The 25,317-nt window shown below is 63.9% G+C and carries 21 protein-coding genes and 1 pseudogene; 16 read left to right on the top strand and 6 right to left on the bottom strand.

All coding sequences use genetic code 11. The features are described from left to right. Positions 1 to 42: 42 nt before the first annotated feature. The 4 genes from rpsD to dsbD all read left to right on the top strand — a co-directional run bounded on the left by rpsD (position 43) and on the right by dsbD (position 4,199). A complete protein-coding gene (gene rpsD, locus EWM63_RS10915; RefSeq protein ID WP_130186537.1) occupies positions 43 to 666 on the top strand; it encodes a 30S ribosomal protein S4 in 624 nt (207 codons plus the stop codon). Positions 667 to 817: 151 nt separating this feature from the next. Next, on the top strand, positions 818 to 1,795 hold the full coding sequence (locus EWM63_RS10910; RefSeq protein ID WP_130186536.1) for a DNA-directed RNA polymerase subunit alpha: 978 nt from the start codon (positions 818 to 820) through the stop codon (positions 1,793 to 1,795). A 114-nt stretch (positions 1,796 to 1,909) separates the two neighbouring features. Then, entirely contained in the window at positions 1,910 to 2,308 is a 399-nt protein-coding gene (gene rplQ, locus EWM63_RS10905) for a 50S ribosomal protein L17 (protein ID WP_130186535.1), read from the top strand. Positions 2,309 to 2,417: 109 nt separating this feature from the next. Beyond that, positions 2,418 to 4,199: a protein-disulfide reductase DsbD gene (dsbD, locus tag EWM63_RS10900; RefSeq protein ID WP_130186534.1), complete on the top strand. Its 1,782-nt coding sequence runs from the start codon at positions 2,418 to 2,420 to the stop codon at positions 4,197 to 4,199. Between the two features lie 182 nt (positions 4,200 to 4,381). On the opposite strand, the gene EWM63_RS10895 is transcribed toward dsbD, so the two are convergent. After that, positions 4,382 to 4,843: a Spy/CpxP family protein refolding chaperone gene (locus EWM63_RS10895; protein ID WP_130186533.1), complete on the bottom strand. Its 462-nt coding sequence runs from the start codon at positions 4,841 to 4,843 to the stop codon at positions 4,382 to 4,384. Positions 4,844 to 5,053: 210 nt separating this feature from the next. On the opposite strand from EWM63_RS10895, the gene EWM63_RS10890 reads away from it, so the two are divergent. From EWM63_RS10890 to EWM63_RS10870, 5 genes are all read left to right on the top strand, one after another. Then, positions 5,054 to 5,779 (top strand): response regulator, encoded by a 726-nt coding sequence (locus EWM63_RS10890; RefSeq protein ID WP_130186532.1) that lies wholly within the window; start codon positions 5,054 to 5,056, stop codon positions 5,777 to 5,779. A 28-nt stretch (positions 5,780 to 5,807) separates the two neighbouring features. Then, a complete protein-coding gene (locus tag EWM63_RS10885) occupies positions 5,808 to 7,163 on the top strand; it encodes an ATP-binding protein (protein ID WP_165391034.1) in 1,356 nt (451 codons plus the stop codon). Positions 7,164 to 7,330: 167 nt separating this feature from the next. Continuing rightward, entirely contained in the window at positions 7,331 to 8,494 is a 1,164-nt protein-coding gene (locus EWM63_RS10880; protein ID WP_130186531.1) for an efflux RND transporter periplasmic adaptor subunit, read from the top strand. Continuing rightward, positions 8,491 to 11,619 (top strand): efflux RND transporter permease subunit, encoded by a 3,129-nt coding sequence (locus tag EWM63_RS10875; protein ID WP_130186530.1) that lies wholly within the window; start codon positions 8,491 to 8,493, stop codon positions 11,617 to 11,619. Before EWM63_RS10880 ends, EWM63_RS10875 begins: the two co-directional genes overlap by 4 nt. Before the next feature lie 259 nt (positions 11,620 to 11,878). Further along, the gene (locus EWM63_RS10870) at positions 11,879 to 12,796 is read left to right on the top strand and encodes a hypothetical protein (RefSeq protein WP_130186529.1); all 918 of its coding nucleotides are present in this window, start codon (positions 11,879 to 11,881) and stop codon (positions 12,794 to 12,796) included. A 7-nt stretch (positions 12,797 to 12,803) separates the two neighbouring features. On the opposite strand, the gene EWM63_RS10865 is transcribed toward EWM63_RS10870, so the two are convergent. After that, entirely contained in the window at positions 12,804 to 14,015 is a 1,212-nt protein-coding gene (locus tag EWM63_RS10865; protein ID WP_229487852.1) for an MFS transporter, read from the bottom strand. Between the two features lie 181 nt (positions 14,016 to 14,196). On the opposite strand from EWM63_RS10865, the gene EWM63_RS10860 reads away from it, so the two are divergent. Continuing rightward, positions 14,197 to 15,120 carry a LysR family transcriptional regulator gene (locus tag EWM63_RS10860; protein WP_130186528.1) on the top strand — a complete coding sequence of 308 codons (924 nt, stop codon included), beginning with the start codon at positions 14,197 to 14,199 and terminating at the stop codon, positions 15,118 to 15,120. A 193-nt stretch (positions 15,121 to 15,313) separates the two neighbouring features. Here EWM63_RS10860 and hemB read toward each other — a convergent pair whose 3' ends face one another. Together hemB and yihA are read right to left on the bottom strand one after the other, a co-directional pair. After that, complete coding sequence (gene hemB / locus EWM63_RS10855) at positions 15,314 to 16,327, bottom strand: porphobilinogen synthase (RefSeq protein WP_130186527.1); 1,014 nt, start codon at positions 16,325 to 16,327, stop codon at positions 15,314 to 15,316. 14 nt (positions 16,328 to 16,341) lie between these two features. After that, entirely contained in the window at positions 16,342 to 17,109 is a 768-nt protein-coding gene (gene yihA / locus EWM63_RS10850; protein WP_130186526.1) for a ribosome biogenesis GTP-binding protein YihA/YsxC, read from the bottom strand. Positions 17,110 to 17,264: 155 nt separating this feature from the next. On the opposite strand from yihA, the gene EWM63_RS10845 reads away from it, so the two are divergent. From EWM63_RS10845 to msrQ, 5 genes and pseudogenes are all read left to right on the top strand, one after another. Further along, positions 17,265 to 17,921, top strand: a complete 657-nt coding sequence (locus EWM63_RS10845) for a c-type cytochrome (RefSeq protein WP_130186525.1) — start codon at positions 17,265 to 17,267, stop codon at positions 17,919 to 17,921. A 191-nt stretch (positions 17,922 to 18,112) separates the two neighbouring features. Beyond that, complete coding sequence (locus EWM63_RS10840; RefSeq protein ID WP_130186524.1) at positions 18,113 to 20,218, top strand: cytochrome c biogenesis protein ResB; 2,106 nt, start codon at positions 18,113 to 18,115, stop codon at positions 20,216 to 20,218. An 84-nt stretch (positions 20,219 to 20,302) separates the two neighbouring features. Continuing rightward, the gene (ccsB, locus tag EWM63_RS10835) at positions 20,303 to 21,631 is read left to right on the top strand and encodes a c-type cytochrome biogenesis protein CcsB (protein ID WP_371861208.1); all 1,329 of its coding nucleotides are present in this window, start codon (positions 20,303 to 20,305) and stop codon (positions 21,629 to 21,631) included. A gap of 102 nt (positions 21,632 to 21,733) precedes the next feature. Beyond that, positions 21,734 to 22,710, top strand: a pseudogene (gene msrP, locus EWM63_RS10830) (protein-methionine-sulfoxide reductase catalytic subunit MsrP). A 7-nt stretch (positions 22,711 to 22,717) separates the two neighbouring features. Next, on the top strand, positions 22,718 to 23,347 hold the full coding sequence (gene msrQ / locus EWM63_RS10825) for a protein-methionine-sulfoxide reductase heme-binding subunit MsrQ (protein ID WP_130186523.1): 630 nt from the start codon (positions 22,718 to 22,720) through the stop codon (positions 23,345 to 23,347). Positions 23,348 to 23,429: 82 nt separating this feature from the next. On the opposite strand, the gene lysA is transcribed toward msrQ, so the two are convergent. Together lysA and lptM are read right to left on the bottom strand one after the other, a co-directional pair. Then, a complete protein-coding gene (gene lysA / locus EWM63_RS10820; RefSeq protein ID WP_130186522.1) occupies positions 23,430 to 24,707 on the bottom strand; it encodes a diaminopimelate decarboxylase in 1,278 nt (425 codons plus the stop codon). A gap of 26 nt (positions 24,708 to 24,733) precedes the next feature. After that, entirely contained in the window at positions 24,734 to 24,919 is a 186-nt protein-coding gene (gene lptM, locus EWM63_RS10815) for an LPS translocon maturation chaperone LptM (protein WP_207221272.1), read from the bottom strand. 39 nt (positions 24,920 to 24,958) lie between these two features. Here lptM and cyaY point away from each other — a divergent pair, with 39 nt between their 5' ends. Beyond that, positions 24,959 to 25,300, top strand: coding sequence for an iron donor protein CyaY (gene cyaY / locus EWM63_RS10810; RefSeq protein WP_130186521.1), 342 nt, complete (start codon positions 24,959 to 24,961; stop codon positions 25,298 to 25,300). Positions 25,301 to 25,317: the final 17 nt, after the last annotated feature.

Here is a 25,317-nt window from a genome sequence, read left to right as displayed (position 1 = left end):
GATGTGACCCTGGGGCGTCATCTAATATTTAAGGAAAACACCGTGGCACGTTATATCGGACCGAAAGCAAAACTCTCCCGCCGTGAAGGCACCGACCTGTTCCTGAAGAGCGCCCGCCGCTCGCTGGATTCGAAGTGCAAGCTGGACGTGAAGCCTGGCCAGCACGGCGTCAAGTCGGGTGCCCGCACCTCCGACTACGGCAACCAGCTGCGCGAAAAGCAGAAGGTCAAGCGTATGTACGGCATCCTGGAACGCCAGTTCCGCCGTTACTTCGCCGAAGCCGACCGTCGCAAGGGCAACACCGGCGAAACGCTGCTGACGCTGCTGGAAACCCGCCTGGACAACGTTGCATACCGCATGGGCTTCGGCTCGACCCGCGCTGAAGCGCGTCAGCTGGTATCGCACAAGGCCTTCACCGTGAACGGCAATGTCGTGAACATCGCTTCGTACGTGGTCAAGACCGGCGACGTGATCGCCGTGCGTGAAAAGGCCAAGAAGCAGACCCGTATCCTGGAAGCGCTGTCGCTGGCAGAACAAGTCGGCATGCCGGCATGGGTGTCGGTCGATTCCAAGAAAATGGAAGGCACCTTCAAGTCGTTCCCGGAACGTAGCGAAATCGCTGCCGACGTCAACGAATCGCTGATCGTCGAACTGTACTCGCGTTAATCTTCGCGGCAATCGCAGTCGAAGCACATTCAGTTCGCCAAGCCTTCCATTGGAAGGCCTGGCACCTGCCCACTCGATCGAGTGGGCTTTTTCACTAATGCCATCAGCCTTATCGGTGTAACGAGCCGAGGGTAATGAAAAGGACATTTCAATGCAAAACAGTTTGTTGAAGCCACGTATCATCGACGTCGAAGCGCTGGGCGCCGGTCACGCTAAAGTCGTGATGGAACCGTTCGAGCGCGGCTACGGCCACACGCTGGGCAACGCCCTGCGTCGCGTGCTGCTGTCGTCGATGATCGGCTACGCGCCGACCGAAGTCACCATCGCCGGCGTCGTGCACGAGTACTCGTCGCTGGATGGCGTGCAGGAAGACGTGGTCGACCTGCTGCTGAACCTGAAGGGCGTGGTCTTCAAGGTCCACAACCGCGATTCCGTCACCCTCACGCTGAAGAAAGAGGGCGAAGGCGCCGTGCTGGCATCGGATATCGACCTGCCGCACGACGTGGAACTGATCAACCCGGATCACGTGATCGCTCACCTGACCGCCGGTGGCAAGCTGGACATGCAGATCAAGGTCGAAAAAGGCCGTGGCTATGTGCCAGGTAACGTGCGCCGCCTGTCCGAAGACACGAACAAGACGATCGGCCGCATCATCCTGGACGCATCGTTCTCGCCAGTGCGCCGTGTTTCGTATGCCGTGGAATCGGCCCGCGTGGAACAGCGTACCGACCTGGACAAGCTGATCATCAACATCGAAACGAACGGCGTGATCACGCCGGAAGAAGCGATCCGCCAGTCCGCACGCGTGCTGGTCGACCAGCTGAACGTGTTCGCTGCGCTGGAAGGCACGGAAGCCACTGCCGAAGCACCGTCGCGTGCTCCGCTGGTCGATCCGATCCTGCTGCGCCCGGTCGACGACCTGGAACTGACCGTGCGTTCGGCGAACTGCCTGAAGGCCGAGAACATCTACTACATCGGCGACCTGATCCAGCGTTCGGAAAACGAGCTGCTGAAGACGCCGAACCTGGGCCGCAAGTCGCTGAACGAGATCAAGGAAGTGCTGGCCTCGCGCGGCCTGACCCTGGGCATGAAGCTGGAAAACTGGCCGCCCGCAGGTCTCGAGAAGTAATTCATATGCAGTACCCGCCCGCGGCATGTCGCCGCGGGCGTTTTACCCTTATTAACCGACCCGCGCCATTGGCGATCGAAGAGTCCGGAATTAAACACCTCGAAAGGAAGTACCATGCGTCACCGTCACGGCCTCCGTAAACTGAACCGTACCTCGTCCCACCGTCTGGCAATGCTGCGCAACATGACCGTTTCGCTGCTGCGTCATGAAGCCATCAAGACCACCGTGCCGAAAGCCAAGGAACTGCGTCGCGTCGTCGAGCCGATCCTGACCCTGGGCAAGACCGACACGCTGGCTAACAAGCGCCTGGCATTCGCCCGTCTGCGCGACCGCGAAATCGTCCAGAAGCTGTTCGCTGAACTGGGCCCGCGCTACGCTACCCGTAACGGCGGCTACCTGCGCATCCTGAAGATGGGCTTCCGCGTTGGCGACAATGCACCGATGGCCTACGTCGAACTGCTGGACCGTCCGGAACCAAGCGACATCGAAGCAGCACCGACCGCTGAAGAGTAATCTTCGCCAGTCATGAAAAAGCCGGGCTTGCCCGGCTTTTTCTTTTCCACAGCCCATCGTTCGTGCATTTAGGGATACCATCTCGGGGTTCACCCCGCCGAGTCGCCGTATGCCCTTCCTTTCCCGCATCCTCATCCTGTTGGCCCTCATCCTGTCGTTCCCGGCGCATGCCGAGGAAGACTTCCTGCCGCCCAACGTCGCCTTCCAGTTCTCGGCACGCATGGCCGATGCGAACACCGTCGAAGCCACCTGGCAGATCGCCGAGGGCTACTACATGTACCGCGAGCAGTTCAAATTTCGCGCGGCAGGAGCGCAGCTGGGTAACCCGACCATCCCGCCCGGCAAGGTCAAGTTCGATGAAACGTTCAACAAGGACGTGGAAACCTATCGCCACCGCGTGACGATCCGCGTGCCGGCCGAAGCTGCCGGCGCCTTCACGCTGACGGCTACCGGCCAGGGATGTTCGGACAAGGGCCTGTGCTATTCGCCGCAGGATGCGACGGCGCGTCTGTCTCCCACGGGCGGCGCCATGGCGTCCGGCGGGGCGTTGGGCTTGCCATCGATGAGCCGCCCCGGCGATCCGGCCATGGACATGCCGGCAGAGGCAGCGGCGCCGGCCGCCAGTGCGCCCCAAAGCGAGCTGGGCCGCATTGAAGGCGCGCTGCAGGGCGGACGGATGACCGTCATTGTGCCCCTGTTCCTGCTGCTCGGCCTCGGCCTGGCCTTCACGCCATGCGTGCTGCCGATGGTGCCGATCCTGTCGTCGATCGTCGTTGGCGAAGGCCGCCAGGCGGGCCGTGGGCGCGGCTTTGTCTTGTCACTGAGCTATTCATTGGGCATGGCGATCGTCTATACCGGGCTCGGTATCGCCGCGGGCCTGGCCGGCGAAGGCCTCGCGGCGGCCTTGCAAAACCCGTGGGTGCTCGGCGCTTTCGGCGCGCTGATGGTCGTGCTCGCCCTGTCCATGTTTGGCGTGTATGAACTGCAAGTGCCCGCCGCGGTCCAGACCCGTCTGGCCGCCGCATCCGGACGCCGTGCCGGCGGCAAGCTGGCCGGCGTGTTTGCCATGGGCGCCATTTCGGCGCTCATCGTCGGCCCCTGCGTGGCCGCACCGCTGGCCGGCGCCCTCGTGTATATCAGCCAGACCCGCGACGTGGTGATCGGCGGCACCGCGCTGTTCTCGATGGCTGTCGGCATGAGCTTGCCGCTGATCCTGGTCGGCGTATCGGCTGGCGCACTGTTGCCGAAAGCGGGCGCCTGGATGGATACGGTCAAGCGCTTCTTTGGCGTATTACTGCTGGCAATGGCATGGTGGCTTGTTTCCCCTGTATTGCCCGGCATCGTGCAAATGGCCGGATGGACGCTGCTGGGAATCGCCTATGGTATTTATCTGTTCCGGCACCACAAGGGCTGGCCGGCCCAATTGGCAGCGGCGGCATTCATCGGCTTCGGCATCGTGCAAATGATCGGTGTCGCCACTGGCGCACGCGATCCCTTGGCGCCGCTGGCGCATTTGCGCGGTGCCGTCGGGAATGAACTGCATTTCAAGCGCATCAAAAGCGTGGCTGAACTGGACCGGGTATTGGCCGACACGGGCGGTAAAACCGTCATGCTCGATTTCTATGCCGACTGGTGCGTCGCCTGCAAGGAAATGGAGAAACTTACATTTGTCGCGCCCGCAGTTCAGGAACGCCTGAAAAACACGATCCTGCTTCAGGCAGATGTCACGGCGAATAATGAGGACGACAAGCAGCTGTTGAAGCGATTCACCTTGTTCGGCCCACCCGGCATTATTTTCTTCGATCGCAATGGCCGGGAAATCGCCGACAGCCGCGTGATCGGTTTCCAGGGAGCCGACCGGTTTCTCGTATCGCTGAGCAAGCTGGAGTGATCCAGCCACGCTTGATGCCAAGCGCCTCAGGGCGCTTTTTTTACGCCTGTTCTTCGCACACCGGTGTGCCAAGGAGGCCAGATCAGGTCGACAAAGCCAGAATCAGGCACGATCAGGCCAGAATCTGGCATGCAATGAAGAAAAAAAGGGGACGGCGCACCGTCCCTGGACTAGGTCATCGATCAGCCGTGACGATGCGCACGGCCCCTGTGCTTCCCGTGGCCGCGCTGCTCATCGAACACTTTTTGCTGCTCCGGCGTCAACGTCGCGTAAAACGTCTTCAGTGCTTCCAGGCGGGTTTCCTGATGTGCGATACGCGCTTTCGATAACTCGAGCCTTTTCTCCGCACGTTGTGGCGCATTCAATTCCTTGAACGATACGCGATCCGCCCGGCCAACCGGTTGTTGGGGCTTGATGGCCGCGATATAGGTTTTCCAGGCAGTTTCCTGATTTGCCGTCAGTTTCAGCGCATCGTGCAATTTCTGCTGACGCTGCTCGATCCGTTCGGCGCGCTTCACCGGATCGAACTTCGTTTCCGCATAAGCGCGGTGCTGCGCCGTTTCAGCGGCAGGGGCCGCAATGGCGGCGGAACCAATGCTCAGTACGGTCATACCGACAATAATATTTTTACGCAGGATGTTCATTTTTAAATCCTTTATGGAGTCAATTCGAATGTGCTTGCAGCACTGCACGGAAAACAGTTTCTCAACGCCGTGTTTCCACGAAGTTTCGCGAACGCCCGGTTTTGTATCTGTTTGTTTCCCTTTGCTGCCACATGAAAAAACCGCGCTGCATATACAAGACGATACAAACCGCCGTTGGTCTTCCTCTGCCGAACTGGCGATAATTGGAGGATGGAACCCACATCTAGCATTCTGATCGTCGACGACGATCGCGATATCCGCACGCTGCTGGCGGATTACCTGGAGACCAATGGCTACCGCACGTTCGGCGCGGCGGATGGCACGGCCATGTGGAAGCTGCTGGACGAAACCAAGCCCGACCTCATCGTGCTGGACCTGAACATGCCGGGCGAGGATGGCCTCACGCTGTGCCGCAAGCTGCGTGCGCATTCGAACCTGCCCGTGATCATGCTCACCGCCCGCAGCGAGCCGCTGGACCGCATCCTCGGCCTCGAGATGGGCGCCGACGACTACCTGCCCAAGCCATTCGAACCGCGCGAGCTGCTGGCCCGCATCCGCAGCGTGTTGCGTCGCAGTAACTCAATGCCCTCCAGCGGCATGGACAAGGCGTCGCAGATCCGTTTCTCGAACTGGACGCTCGACCTCACCGCGCGTCACCTGCTGAACCCGGAAGGCGTGGTCATCATGCTGTCGGGTGCCGAGTTCCGCCTGCTGAAAGTATTCCTCGAGCACCCGAATCGCGTGCTGAACCGCGACCAGTTGCTGAACCTGACCCAGGGTCGCGATGCCGATCCATTCGACCGCTCGATCGATATCCAGATCAGCCGCCTGCGGCAAAAGCTGGGCGAGGATGCGCGGGTGCCGCAGATCATCAAGACGGTGCGCAATGGCGGCTATGTGCTGGCCGGCGCCGTATCGGTCGAGCCACGCGCGTGACCAGGGAGCGGAGCGGCCGGTGAGCACGCTGAAAAATTTCGTCAACTCCATGACCGGGCGCGTGTTCTTCGCGCTCATGGTCGGCATTGTCGCTTCCGCCGCGCTCACGCAATGGCTGGCCGTCAACGAACGCCAGCGCACGCTGGAACGTTATCGCACCTACCATGCGCTGGAGCGTGCCGAGCAGATCATCGAAACCACCGACGTGGTGCGGCCCGAATCGCGCGCGCAATACCTGGCCGTGTCCAGCAAGAGCAGCATGCGGCTGGAGATCGCCACCGACAACGATCTCACGCTGCACCCGGCCACGGAATTCTCCACCGCGCTGGCACAGCGCCTGCCGCGCGATTTCCAGGTGATTCCCATGACCGAGCGCCCGCCGCAATGCGAGCAGCGTACCAGCACGATGACGCTGTTCGGCCCCGGCCCATGGCGGGGCACATGCGAATCCGTCAAGATCGTCATGACGGATGGGCAAGTGCTCAAGCTGTCGGTGCTGCCCCCGCGCGGTTCGATCCCCACCGGCCACAATGAATACGCCGTGTTCGTGCCTTTCCTGCTGTGCATCGCCATCCTGGCCTACTTCGTCACGCGGATGGCGGTGCGCCCGGTCAAGCAGCTGGCCCAGGCCGCGAAGGACCTGGGCAACGACATCAACAAGCCGCCGCTGGAACTGGCCGGTGCCGCCGAGATCCGCCAGGCAAGTGCCGCATTCAATGCCATGCAGGGGCGGATCCGCCAGCACATCATCCAGCGCACCGAGATGCTGGCCGCGATCACGCACGACCTGCAAACGCCGCTGACCCGCATGCGCCTGCGCCTGGAAAAGGTCAGCGACGCCGACCTGCAGCAAAAGCTGATCGGCGACCTGTCGGCCATGCAGCAGATGATCCGCGAAGGCCTCGACCTGGCGCGCAGCATGGACACGACCGGCACGATGCAGAAGCTCGATCTCGACTCCCTGCTCGACAGCGTGTGCGCCGATGCGATCGATGCGGGCCAGCAGGTCGAACTGAAGGGCCGGGCCGGCATGGCGCTGCTGGGGAGGCCTCTGGACGTGCAGCGCTGCCTCGTGAACCTGATCGACAACGCCGTGAAATATGGCCAGAAAGCCCACGTGACGGTCGAACGGCTGGCCGGCGCGGCCCGCATCCGTATCCGTGACGAAGGCCCGGGCATTCCGCAAGACCAGCTGGCGCGGGTGTTCGAGCCGTTCTACCGGGTCGAAACGTCGCGCTCGCGGGAATCGGGCGGTACCGGCCTGGGCCTGACGATTGCCCGCAATATCGCCGAACAGCACGGCGCCACGCTGAGCCTGGCCAATGGCGATACCGGCGGCCTCGAAGCGGTGCTGACGTTGCCCGAGCTGTATGCGGGCAAGTAACCGCGCGGCCTGGTGACGTCACCGGGCCGTAGCAGTTGGCTGGCACAATCCCGGCCAATTCCTTAGGGAAGTATTGCAAGAGCATCCAGTAAAAGCACGCAGTAAAAGCTTCGCAGTCAACGCTTGCAATAAAAGCTCACTCACCACCACCAGCATTCAAAATTACAATGAAAAAGTCCACCTTGGGAGTACTGGCCGCTGCCGCCATCGCCGTGGGAGCCGGCGCATGGCATTTCACGCACACGTCACCGGAAGCGCAGCACGCCGGCCCCGGCAAGGGCGAGGGAAGGGGTAATGGCCCCACCACCGTCAACGTCGTGTCGCCGACACGGCGGGACGTGCCCGTGATCCTGCAGGCCAATGGCACCGTCAGCCCGATCAGCACCGTGGACCTGCACCCGCAGACCACCAGCACGATCGCCAAGGTGCACGTGAAGGAAGGCGAATTCGTCAAGGAAGGCCAGCTGATGTTCTCGCTGGACAGCCGCAGCGAGTCGGCCAACCTGCAAAAGGCGCAAGCCGAGGTGGCGCGCGACCGCGCCACGCTGGCCGACCTGGAGCGGCAATACAAGCGCAGCCTGGAACTGCTGGGCCAGAAATTCATCGCCCAGGGTGCCGTCGACACGCTGAAAAGCCAGGTCGACGCCGCCCGCGCGGAGCTCGAAGCGAACGTTGCGGCGGCCCGCGCGATCCAGGTGGGCCAGAGCTACACGGCGATCCGCGCCCCGATGTCGGGCCGGGTGGGCGGCATCGACGTCTATCCGGGCAGCCTGGTGCAACTGTCCACGTCGCTGACGACGATCACCCAGCTCGATCCGATCAACGTCGCCTTCACGATCCCGGAAACGAACCTGGCCGCACTGCTCGATGCCCAGCGCGCCGGCAAGGTGCCGGTGCAGGTATTCCACCGCGATTCGAAGACGCCCATCGAGGGCCGCCTGTCGTTCATCGACAATACGGTCGACCCGCAAGCCGGCGTGATCCGCGTGAAAGCGCAGTTTGCCAACAGCGATACGCGGCTGTGGCCCGGCCAGTACGTGAATACGGAAGTCACCGTGCAGACGCTGCGCGATGCGCTCGTGGTGCCGCAGAACGCGATCATCACGAACACCCGTGGCACCTTTGTCTACACGGTGGGGCCGGACGGCACGGCGAAGGTCGCGAATGTCGAACGCCTGCACGCGTTCGGCGGCGATGCGGCCGTGCGCGGGCTGGCTGGCAATGAAAAGGTGATCGTCGAAGGCAAGCAGAACCTGCGCCCCGGCGGCAAGGTGCGTGTCGCCGAGGTGCGGGTGGCCGAGCAGGGCAAAGCCAAGGGCAGCGTCGAATGAACCTCTCCGAGCTCTCGATCCGGCGCCCCGTGATGGCGGTGCTGCTGTCGCTGTCGCTGATCCTGGCGGGCGTGCTGGCTTACCTGTACATCCCCGTCGCCGCGCTGCCCAGCTATAACACCCCGATCATCAACGTGTCGGCTGACCTGGCCGGGGCCAGCCCGGACACGATGGCGTCATCCGTCGCGCTGCCGCTGGAAAAGCAGTTTTCCACGATTCCCGGCCTCACGCTGATCACCTCGACCAGCACGCAGGGCAATACCTCGCTGACCCTGGAGTTCGATTCCAGCATCGACATCAACGAAGCGGCCGTCGACGTGCAGGCCGCGCTGCTGCGCGCGCAGCGCCAGCTGCCGCAGGAAATGACGGACTTGCCGTCCTACCGCAAGATCAACCCCGCCGATGCGCCGGTGCTGTTCATGGCGATGAATTCGCCATCGCTGTCGCTGTCGGAGCTGAACGATTATGCGGAAAACCTGATCGCGCCCAGTCTCTCCACCTTGCCCGGCGTGGCGCAGGTGAACGTCAACGGCCAGAAGCGCTTCGCCGTGCGGGTGCGCGCGAAATCGGACTTGCTCAACGCGCGCGATCTCACGCTGGCCGAGGTGCAGGCGGCGATCCGCAGCGCCAACGCCAACACGCCGCTGGGCGTGCTCGATGGCCCCGACCAGACCCTGACGATCCAGGGCAACGCCCAGCTGATGAAGGCGGCGGACTACCGCGACCTGATCATCGCCACCCGCAACGGCGAACCGGTGCGGCTCAAGGACGTGGCCGTCGTCGAGGACAGCTTCCAGTCCACCAAGTCGTTCGGCAGCTACAACGGCGAGCGTTCGATCGTGCTGCTGGTGCAGCGCCAGCCCGATGCCAACACGGTGCAGGTGGTCGACAGCGTGAAGGCCTTGCTGCCGCGCTTCCGTGCCCAGTTGCCGGAGTCGATCAACATCAGCCTCGTCAACGACCGCTCGGTGTCGATCCGCGAGGCGATCCACGATGTGAACCTCACGCTGGCGCTGACGATCGTGCTGGTGGTGCTGGTGATCTTCCTGTTCCTGCGCCGCGCCGTGGCCACGCTGATCCCGGCCATCACCATGCCGATCTCGCTGCTGGGCGCGCTGGCGCTGCTGTATGCGCTGGGCTACAGCCTGGACAATATATCGCTGCTGGGCATCACGCTGGCCGTCGGCCTGGTGGTCGACGATGCCATCGTCGTGCTGGAAAACATCGTGCGGCACATCGAGCACGGCAAGAAACCGCTGCAGGCGGCGCTGGTCGGCTCGCGGGAGATGGGCTTCACCATCGTGTCGATCTCGATCTCGCTGGTGGCCGTGTTCATCCCGATCTTCTTCATGCCCGGCGTGATGGGACTGATGTTCCGTGAATTCGCCGTCATCGTCGCGCTGGCCGTGCTGGTCTCGGCGCTGGTCTCGCTGACCCTGGTGCCCATGATGGCGGCGCGCTTCCTGCCGGCCGATTCGCATGAGGCACACGAAGGGGCAGGCGACGACACCTTCCTCGGCCGCCATTTCGAACGGGGCTTCAACGCCGTGCTGAAGGGCTATGGCCGCACGCTGGACGCGGCGCTGCGCCACCGCTACATCGTGCTGGCCGTGGCCGTGGGCACGTTCGTGCTGACCGTCGTCATGTATGCGACGATGCCGAAGGGCTTCTTCCCCGAAGAGGATATCGGCCAGTTCCGCGTGAACACGGAAGCCTCCGAAGACATCTCGACCAGCGCGATGCTGGCGCTGCAGGACCGCGTGGCCGCGATCATCCAGGCCGATCCGGCCGTGAAGAGCGTGGTGTCGTTTACCGGTGGCGGCAATTCGGGCCGCATGTTCGTCGTGCTGGTGCCGCGCGGCGAGCGCAAGGCCATGCCCGATGTGCTGGAAGGCTTGCGCAAGAAGATGCGCGACGTGGCCGGCATCCAGGTGTACATGTCGCCGGTCCAGAACCTGCAGCTGGGCGGTCGCCCCAGCAAGAGCCGCTACCAGTACACGCTGCAGTCGGTGAGCCCGGATTCGCTGAACGAGTGGTCCGAGCGCTACCTGGAGCGCATGCGCGCCGACCCGGACTTCCGCGACGTGACCAGCGATTCGCAGAACAAGGGCCTGCAAGCCACGCTGGACATCGACCGCGACAAGGCCAGCACGCTGGGCGTGGCGATCGGCGACCTGCGCACCGCACTGTACCTGGCCTTCGGCGAGCGGCAGGTGTCGACGATCTACTCGTCCGCCGCCAGCTACTACGTGATCCTGGAGGCGGCCGATGAGGATCGCCGCTACGAGGATGCGCTGAACAAGGTCTCGGTGCGCAACGCGGCCGGGCAACTGATCAAGCTGTCCAGCTTTGCCACCGTGCGGCGCACGGTCGGCCCCACGGCCGTCAACCACCAGGGCCAGTTGCAGGCCGTGACGGTGGCGTTCAACCTCGCGCCCGGCGTGCCGTTGGGCCGCGCCACCGCGAAGATCGATGCGATGGGCCAGGAATTCGGCCTGCCGCCGTCCATCATCACGAACTATGGCGGCGATGCGGCCGTGTTCGAGAAGTCGCAGGGCAGCCAGGTGATCCTGATCGTGGCCGCGCTGGCCGTCATCTACGTGCTGCTGGGCGTGCTGTACGAAAGCTTCATCCACCCGCTGACGATCCTGGCCGGCCTGCCATCGGCCGCGGTGGGCGCGTTGTTCACGTTATGGCTGTTCGACATGGACCTGACGATGATCGCGATCATCGGCATCCTCATGCTGATCGGCATCGTCAAGAAGAACGCCATCATGATGATCGACTTTGCGCTGCAGGCGCAGCGTGAGCAGGGCATGGCCCCGGCCGCCGCGATCCGCGAGGCGTGCATCCTGCGCTTCCGCCCGATCATGATGACGACCCTGGCCGCCTTCATGGGCGCGCTGCCGATCGCGCTGGGCCTGGGCGCCGGCGCCGAATTGCGCCAGCCGCTGGGCCTGGCCGTTTGCGGAGGCCTCATCTTCTCGCAGGTGATCACGCTATACGTCACCCCGGTCATCTACCTGTTCCTCGACAAGTACAGCGGCAACGGCCCGATGGGCGACGCCGAACTCGTCGAGCCACCCCCGGAACCGCAGAAGGTGGAACTCAAGGCCGTCTCCTGAAGCCAGTGCACGGCGAAAAAACTGGGGACAGACCCTGGTTTCCAGGCAAGGAATTGCCTGGAAACAGGGGTCTGACCCCTGTTTAGCGGCAACTTTGCCCAGCATGGCGCGCATTAGGAATGCCTGAAGGCGGCGTTTCTTGGCCTCAACTGTCGCCCGGAAGCCGGATACATACGGTAACATCCGTTAACTGCAAGCTCGCGTAAGCTTGCCCGACTTGGCCCGGCACCGCCGGTTCGCGCATAGAAAACGGTTTATCTTGCTCCAGCACAGCCATACCCACGGTTCCGACGAAGTCTGCCCCACCTGCGGCCAGGTCATCCCGGCCGTTGGCCTGCCGCTCCGGTATGGTGACAACAAGCCGAACCGTACTGGCCTGGCCATTGCGATCGGCCTGCACGTCCTGCTCGCCGCGTTGATTCTCATGAATCCGCAAATGCAGATCAAGCTCAACCCGCCATCGAAGGCCGGCGAAATGGTGTACATCACGCCGCCATCGCCAACCCCCACGCCGCCCAAGCCCCAGCCCACGCCGCAAAAGCCGTCGCCGCAAAAGCAGCCGAAAGTGGCCCAGGCCAAGCCGAGACCGGTGCCGCCGCCCATCAAACGCACCAACAACGATGCGATCACCGATCCACGCAGGCAGGAAACGCCGCCGCCCGTCAAGGCCGACATGACCCCACCGCCGCCGGACGTGACCGACATGTCGCAAATGGTCGAAGCGGCGCGCCGCCGCCGTGGCGCCGTGGAAACGCCGGCCGCGGAAAGCGCCGAGAGCGAGAATGCCAAAGCCAAGGCCCGCGCGGTCGCCAACATCATGGGGGCCCAGGGGCGCAATGCGGCCGGCGAGCGGGAAGATTCGGGCGGCATCTTCGATGTGCAGAACCAGACATTCAACAGCGCCGACCTGAAGTTCCGTGGTTGGAACACGAACTTCAAGCGCCGCTGGCTGTCGCAGGTGAAGGTCGAGCTGGGCAGCGAGATCGACATTGAAAACGCCGTCGTCACGAAGATGATCGAGCTGATCCGCAAGGAAAAGCCGGGCGACTTCGAATGGGAATCGCACCGGCTGGGCCGGGTCGTGAAGATGAGCGCCCGGAGGGAAGACGAAGCGGAATTGCGTGCTTTCCTGCTGAAGGAAATGTACCCGCGCTACGTTCGCCCGGCGGGCCGCTAGCAACCCTTCAAGCCCGCTGGGGCGCCCGCTCGAGCGCTTCACTCATCCAGTACAGCAGTGCCGCCGCCGGCATCGCCATGCCGGCCAGCAGCGCGGCATGCCAGCCATGGCGGGCATACATCCAGCCACCCAGCGCCGAGCCCGCGGCGCCGCCGGCGAAGAACACCGCGAAATACAGGCCGTTCAGGCGGCTGCGCACTTCCGCGCCCAGCGTGAAGATCGCGCGCTGGCCCAGCACCAGGTTCGCGGCCACGCCCATGTCCAGCACGATCGAGGCGACCACCAGGATGGCCAGGGCCACGTGGTGCGAGTCCGGCGCCAGCAAGGGCAGGGCAAAGCCCACGATGCCCAGCCCCAGCGCGGCCGCCGTTGCCGCAAGGCTGTGGCCCGCATCGGCCAGCTTGCCGGCGACCGGCGACGCGACCGCCCCCGCCATGCCCACGAGCGCGAAGATCGCGATGCCCGTCTGCGACAGGCCGAACGAGGGACCGGCCAGCGCCAGCGGCACGACGGTCCAGAACAGGCTGAACGAACCGAACAGGCCGGCGTGGTAGGCCGCGCGGCGGCGCAGCACCGGCGTCGTGCGGAACAGCGTCCACAGCGAACCGATCAGCTTGGCATACGACGTGCGCTCATGGGGCACCCGCTGCGGCAGTTTCACCCGCAGCACGACGGCGAGCAGCGCGATGAGTACCGCCGCGCCGGCGAATACCACGTGCCAGCTCGCATGGTCGGCAACGAGGCTGGCCACCGGCCGCGCCAGCATGATGCCCAGCAGCAGGCCGCTGACGACCTTGCCCACCGTATGCCCGCGCTTTGATTCGTGCGACAGGTGCGCGGCGAACGGCACGAGGATTTGCGCGGCCACGGAGCCCAGCCCGATCGCCAGTGCCGCGGCCAGGAAGACCGCGGCACTGGTGGCGAAGGCGGCAACGGCCAGCGCGACAGCCGTCGCGGCCAGCGCCGTCACGACGAGCCGGCGATTCTCCAGCAGGTCGCCCAGCGGCACGATGAACAGCAGGCCCAGCGTATAGCCGACCTGCGTGAGCGTCACGATGAGCCCGGCGGCATCGGCCGACAAGCCGGTCGCGGCCGCGATCGGCCCCACCAGCGTTTGTGCGTAGTACAGGTTGGCGACGATCAGCCCGGCCGCCGCCGCCAGCAGCAGCACCATCGACGGTGCGATATGGTCGAGATGCGGTTTTTCATGCGAAGTCATGGTCTTCCCCAGACAAGTGAATGGAACCAGTCTACGGAGCGGCCTTCGGCCAGGGATCGGCCATCTGGGGCGCCGCATACCGGCAAGAGTGGATGGGGAAAGTGTACGCAGCGAAAGAGAGAAGATAATCCACCAATAATCGCCCTATACTTCTCACATCATGTGAACAATGGGCGCCATCATGGACAAACTTCGTGCAATGCAGGTGTTCGTGCGCATCGTCGAAGCCAACAGTTTTACCCGGGCGGCGGAAACGCTGGGCCTGCCGCGCGCGGCGCTGACGGCCACGATCAAGAACCTGGAGGCCTACCTGGGCACCACGCTGCTGCAACGGACCACGCGCAAGCTGGCGCTGACACCCGACGGCGCCGACTACCATGCGCAATGCGTGCAGATCCTCGACGCGGTGGTCGCTTCGGAGCAGGCGTTCCGGCCCGGCGCCGCGCCGCGCGGCAGGCTGCGGGTCGACTTGCCCGATGCCGTCGGCCGCCACGTGATCTTGCCGCACATCGGCGGCTTTGCCGATGCGTGGCCGGAGCTGGCGCTGGCGTTCAGTTTTTCCGACCGCCTCGTCGACCTCACGCAGCAGGGCATCGATTGCGCGCTGCGTGTCGGCGACTTGCAGGATTCGGCGCTGGTCGGGCGGCCTATCGGCAGCATGCGCTTCGTCACGTGCGCGGCGCCGGCCTACCTCGGCCGGCACGGCACGCCGCGGTCAATCGAGGACCTGGCGAATCACCAGGGCATCGTGCACTTTTCCGGTCGCACGGGCCGGCCGTTCGACTGGGATTTCATTGTCGGCGGGAAGGAGGTGAAAGCGCACGTGCCGGGGCGCATCGCGGTCGACAACGCCGATGCCAACGTGGCATGCGCGCTGCAGGGGCTGGGCATCACCCAGGCCGCGCGCTATCAGGTGCGCGGCCACCTCGAGCGGGGTGAACTGGTGGAACTGCTGGCCGATACACCGCCGGCGCCGATGCCCGTGTCGCTGCTGTACCCGCAAGGGCGCACGGCCGCGCCGAAGTTGCGCGTGTTCGTCGAGTGGATCACGGCACGGCTGGCGGGCGAGCCGGACCTTTGCCTGCCTGTCATTAATGTTTCCTGAAACCGGGGACTGTCCCCGATTTTTGGCAACATCCCGAATAGGCGACTTTTCGCTATCACTCGTCGACGCGTTGCCTGCTTATTCCTGCAAGAAAGTTGCCAAAATAAGGGGACTGTCCCCGGTGTTGTTTTGCAACCAGCTGGGCAATAAAAAAGCGGGCCATTGGCCCGCTTGATCGAGGACACGATTCCCCTCAAAGGGATTTCAGCTTGCGCGCGATATCGAGCGCGAAGTAGGTCAGCACGCCATCGGCGCCGGCGCGCTTGAACGCCAGCATCGATTCCATCATCACCTTGTCGTGATCGAGCCAGCCATTCTGCGCGGCCGCCTTGATCATCGCGTACTCGCCGCTAACCTGGTAGGCAAAGGTGGGCACCTTGAACTCGTCCTTTACACGGCGCACGATGTCGAGATACGGCATGCCGGGCTTGACCATCACCATGTCCGCCCCCTCCTGCAAATCGCCGGCCACTTCGCGCAGCGCCTCGTCGCTGTTGGCGGGGTCCATCTGGTACTGGTTCTTGTCACCCTTGCCCAGGTTCTTCGCGGAACCGACGGCGTCGCGGAACGGGCCGTAGAACGCTGAAGCGTACTTGGCCGAGTAAGCCATGATGCGCGTGTGGATGTGGTCCTTGCCTTCCAGCGCCAGGCGGATCGCGCCGATGCGGCCATCCATCATGTCCGATGGCGCCACCACGTCCACGCCGGCTTCGGCCTGCGCCAGCGCCTGGCGCACCAGCATGTCGGTGGTGATGTCGTTGATGACATAGCCGGCATCGTCGATCAGGCCATCCTGGCCATGGCTCGTGTACGGATCGAGCGCCACGTCGGTGAGGATGCCCAGTTCCGGGAAGTTCTTCTTCAGCTCGCGCACGGCGCGCGGCACCAGGCCTTCCGGATTCGTTGCCTCGATGCCGTCCGGCGTCTTCAGCGCCGCGTCGATGACGGGGAACAGCGCCAGCACCGGAATGCCCAGCGCCACGCATTCTTCGGCCACCTTCAGCAGCAGGTCGACCGACACGCGCTCCACGCCCGGCATCGACAGCACCGGCTCGCGCACGTTCGTGCCTTCGAGGATGAATACCGGGTAGATCAGGTCCGCCGCGGTGACGACATTTTCGCGCATCAGCGCGCGGGAGAACGGATCGCGGCGCATGCGGCGCATGCGCATTGCGGGGAACTGGGCGGAGAAATGTGGGCTGTGCATCGTGTGATTCCGAGTCAGGTGGAGGAGGGCGGATCGGTGTCGGCGGGCGCGCCGTCCCCGGTCTTGTCACCAGCATCCTGTTCCTGTGCCGCTGCGTCGTCCGCTGCATTGTCCGGTTCATCGTTCAGGCCGACCAGCTCCTCGATCTTCGCGGTGGCTTCCTCGATGCCCACGCGCTTGAGCGCGGAGAACAGCTGCACGGTGAACGGGAAACCCTCGCCGTCTTCGTCGACATAGCTGTCCAGCTTGGCCTGCGTCTGCCGCAGCACGTTGACGGCTTCGTTGCGGGTCAGCTTGTCGGACTTGGTCAGGATGCAGTGGATCGGCTTGCCCGTCGGGGCGAACCATTCCAGCATCTGGATGTCCAGGTCGGTGAACGGGCGGCGCGCATCCATCATGAGCACCAGCGCGGCCAGCTGTTCGCGCTGCTGTACATAGTCACCCAGCAGCCGTTGCCAGTGCAGCTTGGCATTGCCCGACACTTCGGCATAGCCGTAGCCGGGAAGGTCGGCCACCAGGCAGCGCAGTTCATCCATGTTGATCGGATCATGGCGGTGCATCGCCACGTGCGCGCCGCCGATCGAAAAGAAGTTGATGTGCTGCGTGCGGCCCGGCGTCTTCGATGCGAACGCCAGCCCCTTCTGGTTGCAGAGGATATTGATGGCGGTCGATTTGCCTGCGTTGGAACGGCCGGCGAAGGCGATTTCCGGCACCGTGGTACGGGGCAGGTCGCGCAGGTGGTTGACGGTCGTGAAGAAGCGGGCTTGCCAGAGCTTGGACATGAAGAATTGCTACGAGAACAGGCAGTTATGCCGGGAAGCTATTGTACAATAAGGAGTTACGACCCGCTTCCCTGTGGGCCGGCGCGCCCGAACATTGCGACATTTTATTGACTCGTTTCCGTAAGTTTCCCTACGCTGTCTGAATGAGGTGCTGAATGTATCGTAAGTATTCACCAGTGGTACGCTCGATGTTCATTGCAATGTTGGCCTTTGCGGGAGCGGCCGGCGCCGCCACGCCGCAGGCGCCCAAGGTGGATCCCGCCAAGGGCGCCACGCTGTATGCCGACGGCGATCCCGCCCGCGGCCTGCCTTCCTGTCTTTCCTGTCACGGCGCCGCCGGCAATTCCACGATCGTCGCCAATCCCAAGCTCGCGGGCCAGCCCGAGGGTTACCTGTACAAGCAGCTGGTGGACTTCACGAAACCGGAGCGCGCGCAGCCCATCATGACCACGTACGCGAAGATGCTGACGGACGAGGAAAAGAAAAACATTTCCGCCTACCTCGCCGCGCAGTCGCAAAAGCCGGGTGCCGCCAAGGTCCGTGACTCGATCGAGCTGGGCAAGAAGATCTACCGGGGTGGCCTGGCCGAGAAGGCCGTGCCGGCCTGCGCCAGCTGCCACGGGCCGGCGGGTGCCGGCAACCCGTCGAAATACCCGCGCATCGGCGGCCAGCACCAGGATTACACGATTGCCCAGTTGGGCGCGTTCAAGGGCCATGGCCGCAAGAACAGCGCCGAGATGACGACGATCGCGCAGCGCATGTCCGACGATGAAATCAAGGCCGTGGCCGATTACGTGGCGGGGCTGAAGTGAGCGGGTGCCTGGGTTGAAGACCGGGCACACGCGATTCATTCGTCAAAAGAATTGGCAATATGCATGAAAAAAGGGCGGCTACCACGACGGGGCCGCCATTTTTTTTGTTACTATGCCTGGCGAAATTGTATACAAAATGCCGGGTTTGACGTCAGCACCCTGATTGAGCACCACTGAATGAGCACCACTGAATGAGCACCTCCACGACGGGCATCCGTCTCAATACCCGCCGCCCGGCGCTGAACGAAGCGTTCGAACTGCTGTCCTCGATGCGATTCGCGATCGCGCTGCTGGTGATGATCGCCATTTCCTCCGTCATCGGCACGATCATGCAGCAGAACCAGCCGATGTCGAACTACGTGAACCAGTTCGGCCCGTTCTGGTTCGACGTGTTCGGCAAGCTGGGCCTGTATGCCGTCTATTCCGCCTGGTGGTTCCTGGTGATGATGGGCGTCCTCGTCGTCTCCACGTCGCTGTGCATCCTGCGCAATGCGCCGAAGATGGTGAAGGACATGCGCAGCTGGCGCGAGAACGTGCGCGAACAGTCGCTGCGCAATTTCCACCACAAGGCCGAGTGGCAGACGGCGCTGGCGCCCGATGCACTGGCCGGCCAGCTGGCGCAGCGCCTCGTGCATGCGGGCTACCAGGCCAAGGTGGTGGCCAAGGATGGCGGCCTGCTGGTGGCGGCCAAGCGCGGCGCGGCCAACAAGTTCGGCTACATCTTCGCGCACAGTGCGATCGTGATCATCTGCGTGGGCGGGCTGCTTGATTCGGACATCCCGATCCGCGTGCAGGAATGGGCGCTGGACAAGGCGCCGTTCAAGGGCAACGGCCTGATCGCGGAGATCCCGGAAAAACACCGGCTGGGTGTGTCGAACCCCACCTTCCGCGGCAATACCGTGATTCCGGAAGGGCAGGCCAGTGCGTCCGCCGTGCTGTCGCGGCCCGATGGCGTGCTGATCCAGGATCTGCCATTCGTCATCGAGCTGAAGAAATTCACGATCGATTTCTACAGCACCGGCATGCCGAAGCTGTTCGCCAGCGACGTCGTCGTGCGCGACCGCGTCACCGGCGAAACGCGCAGCGCCACCATCGAAGTGAACAAGCCGCTGATCTGGAAAGGGCTGGCCGTGTACCAGGCCAGCTTCGAGGATGGCGGCAGCAAGCTGAAACTGACGGGCTTTCCCATGCTCGGCACGAAGAGCAGCCAGTTCGCGCTCGACGGCGTCGTCGGCGAAGCCACGAAACTGGACGATGCGCACACGATCGAGTGGGCGGACTTCCGGCCGTTCAACGTGGAAAACACGGCCAACCAGGATGTGCGCGCCGTCAAGCAGGGCGAGAAACTGGGCAGCGCCTTTGCCCTGGGCCTCGACAAGCACCTGGGCTCGGCCGCCAAGAACGCCAACAACAAGGACCTGAAGAACGTCGGCCCGAGCGTGCAGTACAAGGTGCGCGACAGCACGGGCCAGGCGCGCGAATACCAGAACTACATGCAGCCGGTCACGCTGGACGGCGTGCCGATGTTCCTGTCCGGCGTGCGCGCCAGCCCGAGCGATCCGTTCAGCTACCTGCGCATTCCCGCCGACGACGAGCACAGCGTGCGCGACTGGATGCGCCTGCGCGCCGCGCTGCACGACCCGGCGCTGCGCGAGCGCGCTGCCAACGCGTATGCGGGCCGCATGTCGCCGGGGGCGGGCAGGGGCGATGGCAAGGCTGAAACGGTGCAGTCGCAACTGGCGCTGTCGGCCCGCAAGAGCCTCGAGATCTTCGCCGGCGACAAGGCGGCGGGCGGCTACATGTCGGTCAGCCGCTTCCTGGAAAGAGTGCCGCAGGCCGAGCAGGAAAAGGCCGCCGACATCTTCATGAAGATCCTGAACGGCACGCTGTGGGAACTGTGGAACGTGGCGCGCGAGCGCGACGGCCTGGCCGCCATCGCGCCGGACGAGCCCCATGCCCGCTGGCTGCAGCTGGCGATGAACGGCCTGTCCGACAGCTTCTTCTATGGCGCGCCGGTGTACCTGCAGCTCGACGAATTCGAGCAGGTGAAGGCCTCGGTCTTCCAGGTCACGCGCTCGCCGGGCAAGTCGGTGGTGTACCTGGGCTGCCTGTTCCTCGTGCTGGGCGTGTTCGCCATGTTCTATATCCGCGAGCGGCGCCTGTGGGTATGGGTGCGGGCCGACGATGGCGGCACGGGCGGCGCGCATGCGCTGATGGCGATGAGCACGCAGCGCCGCACGCTCGATTTCGACCGCGAATTCAACGAACTGAAGGAAAAGCTGCCGCTGAAGGCGTAAGCTGGCGGAACCGCGGCGGGCCGGCGGCAACGCAGCCGCAGTAACGCAGCAGTGGACAAGCAGGAAAATGAAGAGCTGGAGACCATGATGGACATCACCCAAAAGCAACCCTATGCGGCCGATCCCGGCTACTTCCGCCGGCTGTCGGCTTACGACTGGGTATTCGGCCTGGCGCTGCTGTTCGGCGCGCTGTTCGGCCTGAACCGCTATGGCGCCTACATGGACGTCTATGAAAAGGCGATCCTGCTGCTGTCCGTGCCCACGTTCGCGGTGCTGGGCTGGCACTGGAAACCGATGCGCACCCTGATGCTGGCCATGACGGTGCTGGCCCTGGGGGCGATCGCCATGTATGGCGGCAGCCTGGCGGCCGGCGAGCAGCGCTTCTGGCTGCGCTACATGCTGTCGAGCCAGTCCGCGATCCTGTGGATGAGCGTATTCTTCTTCCTGTCCACGCTGTTCTACTGGATCGGCCTGGTCGCGCGCTCCGCCGCCGGCGGCGCGATCGGCGCGCGGCTGTGCTGGGGTGGCCTGCTGCTGGGCTGGACCGCGATGATGGTGCGCTGGTACGAGTCCTACCTGATCGGGCCGGACGTGGGCCACATCCCGATCTCGAACCTGTATGAAGTGTTCATCCTGTTCTGCCTGATCACCGCGATGTTCCACCTGTACTACGAAGGGCGCTACGCGACACGCCAGCTCGGCCCGTTCGTGATGCTGATCGTCTCGGCCGCGGTGGGTTTCCTGCTGTGGTACACCGTCACGCGCGATGCGCACGAGATCCAGCCGCTGGTGCCCGCGCTGCAGAGCTGGTGGATGAAGATCCACGTGCCGGCCAACTTCATCGGCTACGGCACGTTCGCGCTGGCGGCGATGCTGGGCTGGGCGTTCCTGCTGAAATACGAACGGCCGCGCACCATGTGGATCTGGCTGGTGGCCGTGCCGCTGGGGTTCATCGCCGTCATCAACCTGGTGGCGTTCGCCACCGGCGCCAGCGAGGCCATTCGTAGCTCGACGGTGGGCACCAGCAAGTTCATCTTCGGGCTGGCCGTGCTGTTCGCCGTGACGAACCTGCTGCGCAACCGGCTGGCCGACCGCATTCCGGATGCCGAAGTGCTGGAAGACATCATGTACAAGTCGATTTCGGCCGGCTTCGCGTTCTTCACCATCGCCACGATCCTGGGCGCGCTGTGGGCCGCCGAGGCCTGGGGCGGCTACTGGTCGTGGGACCCGAAGGAAACGTGGGCACTGATCGTGTGGCTGAACTACGCGGCATGGCTGCACATGCGGCTGATGTCCGGCCTGCGCGGCCGCGTGGCCGCCTGGTGGGCATTGGTCGGCCTGGTGGTCACCACATTCGCCTTCATGGGCGTGAACATGTTCCTGTCGGGCCTGCATTCCTACGGCGAGCTGTAAGCGAGGCAGGGGGCAGCCTTAATGCTGTCCTAAACGAATGGTTCCCGGGTTTGGTGTAAGGTCGCTGTATCGAACCTTCATAATCCATCGCCCGGAGCCATCATGCTGATCAAACGTTCCCCAACGGCATCGACCTGCCGTTTTCATCGGAAATCACGCCGCGCCACGTGTTCGAATCGCGGCGCGACTTCATCCGGCAGATCGCCGCGGGGTCGATCGCCAGCGGAGCGCTGGTCGAGATGCTGACGCGCGAAGCATTCGCCCAGGGCACCAGCCCGAAGCTGGCGGCGAAACTCAATCCCGCCTACTCGGCGCTGGACAAGCACACGCCGCGCAAGGACGCGACCACCTACAACAATTTCTATGAGTTCGGCACGGACAAAAGCGATCCGGCCGAAAACGCCGGCACGCTGCGCACGCGGCCCTGGACGGTGGCGATCGAAGGCGAAGTAAAAAAGCCGATGACGCTCGATATCGACTCGCTGCTCAAGCTTGCCCCGCTGGAAGAGCGCGTGTACCGGCTGCGCTGCGTGGAAGGGTGGTCGATGGTGATTCCATGGGTGGGCTACTCATTTTCCGAGATCATCAAGCGCGTGGAACCGACCGGTAACGCGAAATATGTGGAATTCATCACGCTGGCCGACCGCCAGCAGATGCCCGGCATCCGCAGCCGCGTGCTGGACTGGCCTTACGTGGAAGGCCTGCGCATCGACGAAGCGAACCATCCGCTCACGCTGCTCACGCTGGGCATGTATGGCGACGTGCTGCCGAACCAGAACGGCGCGCCGGTGCGCATCGTGGTGCCGTGGAAGTACGGCTTCAAGTCCGCCAAGTCCATCGTCAAGATCCGTTTTACCCGCGACATGCCGCGCACCGCATGGAACAAGTCCGCACCGTCCGAATACGGCTTCTACTCGAACGTGAACCCGGACGTGGACCACCCACGCTGGTCGCAGGCTTCCGAGCGGCGCATCGGCGAGGATTCCTTCCTGTCCCGCAAGCGCAAGACACTGCCGTTCAATGGCTACAACGACGTGGCCTCGCTGTACACGGGCATGGACCTGAAGAAGTGGTTCTGAGACGGAGATCCTGATGCAGCCATCCGCGAAACAGGTCACCGCCATCAAGGTGCTGGTGCATGTGCTGGCACTGGTGCCGCTGGCCCGCCTCGTCTGGCTCGTGTTCACCGACGCGCTGGTCGAACCGCTGCAATACATCACGCACTCGACCGGCGACTGGACGCTGTACTTCCTCTGCATCACGCTCGCCGTGACGCCGCTGCGGCGCCTGGCGAAGTGGAACTGGGTGCTGAAGCTGCGGCGCATGCTGGGCCTGTATGCGTTCTTCTACGGCCTGCTGCACTTCACCACGTTCCTGTGGTTCGACCATTTCTTCGACGTGGCGACGATGCTGAAGGACGTGGCCAAGCGGCCGTTCATCCTCGTCGGCTTCATCGCCTTCGTGCTGCTCATTCCGCTGGCCGCAACGAGCACCAACGCGATGGTGAAACGGCTGGGCGGCAGGAAGTGGCTGTGGCTGCACCGGCTGATCTACGCGATCGCGCCGCTCGGCGTGCTGCACTACTGGTGGATGAAGTCCGCCAAGAACGACCTGGCGCAGCCACTGCTGTTCGCCTGCATCGTCGCCACGCTGCTGCTCATGCGACTGTGGTGGGCGCGGCAGAAAAGCAAAGCGCCGGCTCGCGCCAGCGCCTGAATCTTTCCCAGTACCGGGGTCAGACCCCGATTTCAGGAAACATTTCTTCAATTCGGGGTCTGACCCCGAACTTTGGAAATTTTTAACGAATCACGGATTCCAGCGCAAACAGCTCTTCCGCCTTCTCGCGCCGGCGCACCAGGTGCACCTGGTCGCCGTCGACGATCACCTCGGCCGCGCGGCCACGGGTGTTGTAGTTCGATGCCATCGTCATGCCATAGGCGCCGGCCGTCTTCATGACCAGCAGGTCGCCCGCTTCGACCGGCAGTTCGCGGTCGCGCGCCAGCCAGTCGCCGGATTCGCAGATCGGGCCGACCACGTCGAACATGGCGCCGGTGGTTTCACGTTTTACTACGGGCTGCATGTCCATCCACGCCTGGTACAGGGCGGGGCGGGCCATGTCGTTCATTGCCGCGTCGACGATGCAGAAGTTCTTTTCCTCGCCGTGCTTGATGAATTCCACTTTCGTCAGCAGCACGCCGGTATTCCCGACGATCGAGCGGCCCGGCTCGAAGATCACCTTGATGCCGCGGCCATCGTGCTTTTCCGCGCGCCATGCTTCCACGCGCTGGAACACGCGGTTCAGGTATTCGCCGGCCGGCACCGGCTGGTCTTCACCGGCCACGCCGTAGTCGATGCCCAGGCCGCCGCCGATATCCAGGTGGTGCAGGTGGATGCCTTCGGCCGCCAGCGTGTCGATCAGCTCGATCAGGCGGTCCAGTGCTTCCAGCAGCGGCGTGTCGTCCAGCAGTTGCGAGCCGATATGGCAGTCGATGCCGACCGGTTCCAGGTTCGGCAGCTGCGCGGCGGTGCGGTAGGTGGCCAGCGCATCGTCGAACGCCACGCCGAACTTGCTGGCCTTCAGGCCGGTGGCGATGTACGGGTGCGTCTTCGGGTCCACGTTCGGGTTCACGCGCAGCGAGACGCGTGCCTTCTTGCCCAGCGCGCCGGCCACGGCATCCAGGCGGTGCAGTTCGGGGATCGATTCGACGTTGAAGCACAGGATGTCGTGTTCGAGCGCCAGGCGCATTTCCGCCTCGCTCTTGCCCACGCCCGAGAAAATCACCTTTTTCGGATCGCCGCCGGCGGCGATCACGCGCAGCAGTTCGCCGCCGGAAACGATGTCGAAGCCGGCGCCGCGGCGGGCCAGCAGGTCGAGGATCGCCAGGTTCGAATTGGCCTTCATCGCATAGCACACGAGCGCGTCGCGGCCGGCGCAGGCGTTCGCGTATGCATCGAAGTTGTCCAGCAACTGGGCCTTGGAATACACATACGTCGGCGTGCCGAACGTTTCCGCGATGGCGGGCAGGGCAACGCCTTCGGCGTGCAGCACGCCGTTCTGATAATCAAAGTGGGACATTATTGAACTGAATGGTCTGCTGGGGATTATTGTTGTGATGCTGGAGGCGTCGAAGGCAACGGGGCGGAAGCAGGCGCCACGCCCGGCTTGCCGGTCGGCGAATCCGCCTTGACGGGCTGCTTCGGCAGGTACAGGGCACCGGTCTGGCCGCAAGCTGCGAGCGACACGGCAATCAGCATGGAAATCAAGACACGCGCTGGAGTGGACTTCACGATTAGAATCTCGTTATTACTGAACCCTTGGAGTGTAGCATGACCGAAACCGAATTCCTGGACCTGGCCGACAGCACGCTGAACGCGATCGAAGCCGCGCTGGACCGCCTGAACGACGACAACCGGCTCGATGTCGAATGCAGCCGCAACGGCAACGTGCTCGAGATCGAGTTCCTTCACAACGGCTCGAAGGTCATCGTCAACAGCCAGGCCGCGATGCAGGAACTGTGGGTGGCCGCGCGCTCCGGCGGCTTCCACTACCGCCGCGTCGATGGCCGCTGGATCAACACGCGCGACGGCGGCGAGCTGTTCGATGCGCTGTCGCAGATTGCCACCGAACAGTCGGGCGGGGCACCGGTGATCGTCAGCGAGAACCTGTAACACCAGCGCAACGTCGC

The organism is Pseudoduganella lutea, assembly GCF_004209755.1.
GTDB lineage: Bacteria > Pseudomonadota > Gammaproteobacteria > Burkholderiales > Burkholderiaceae_D > Rugamonas > Rugamonas lutea.
This window is presented reverse-complemented; position numbering and strand designations above follow the sequence as displayed.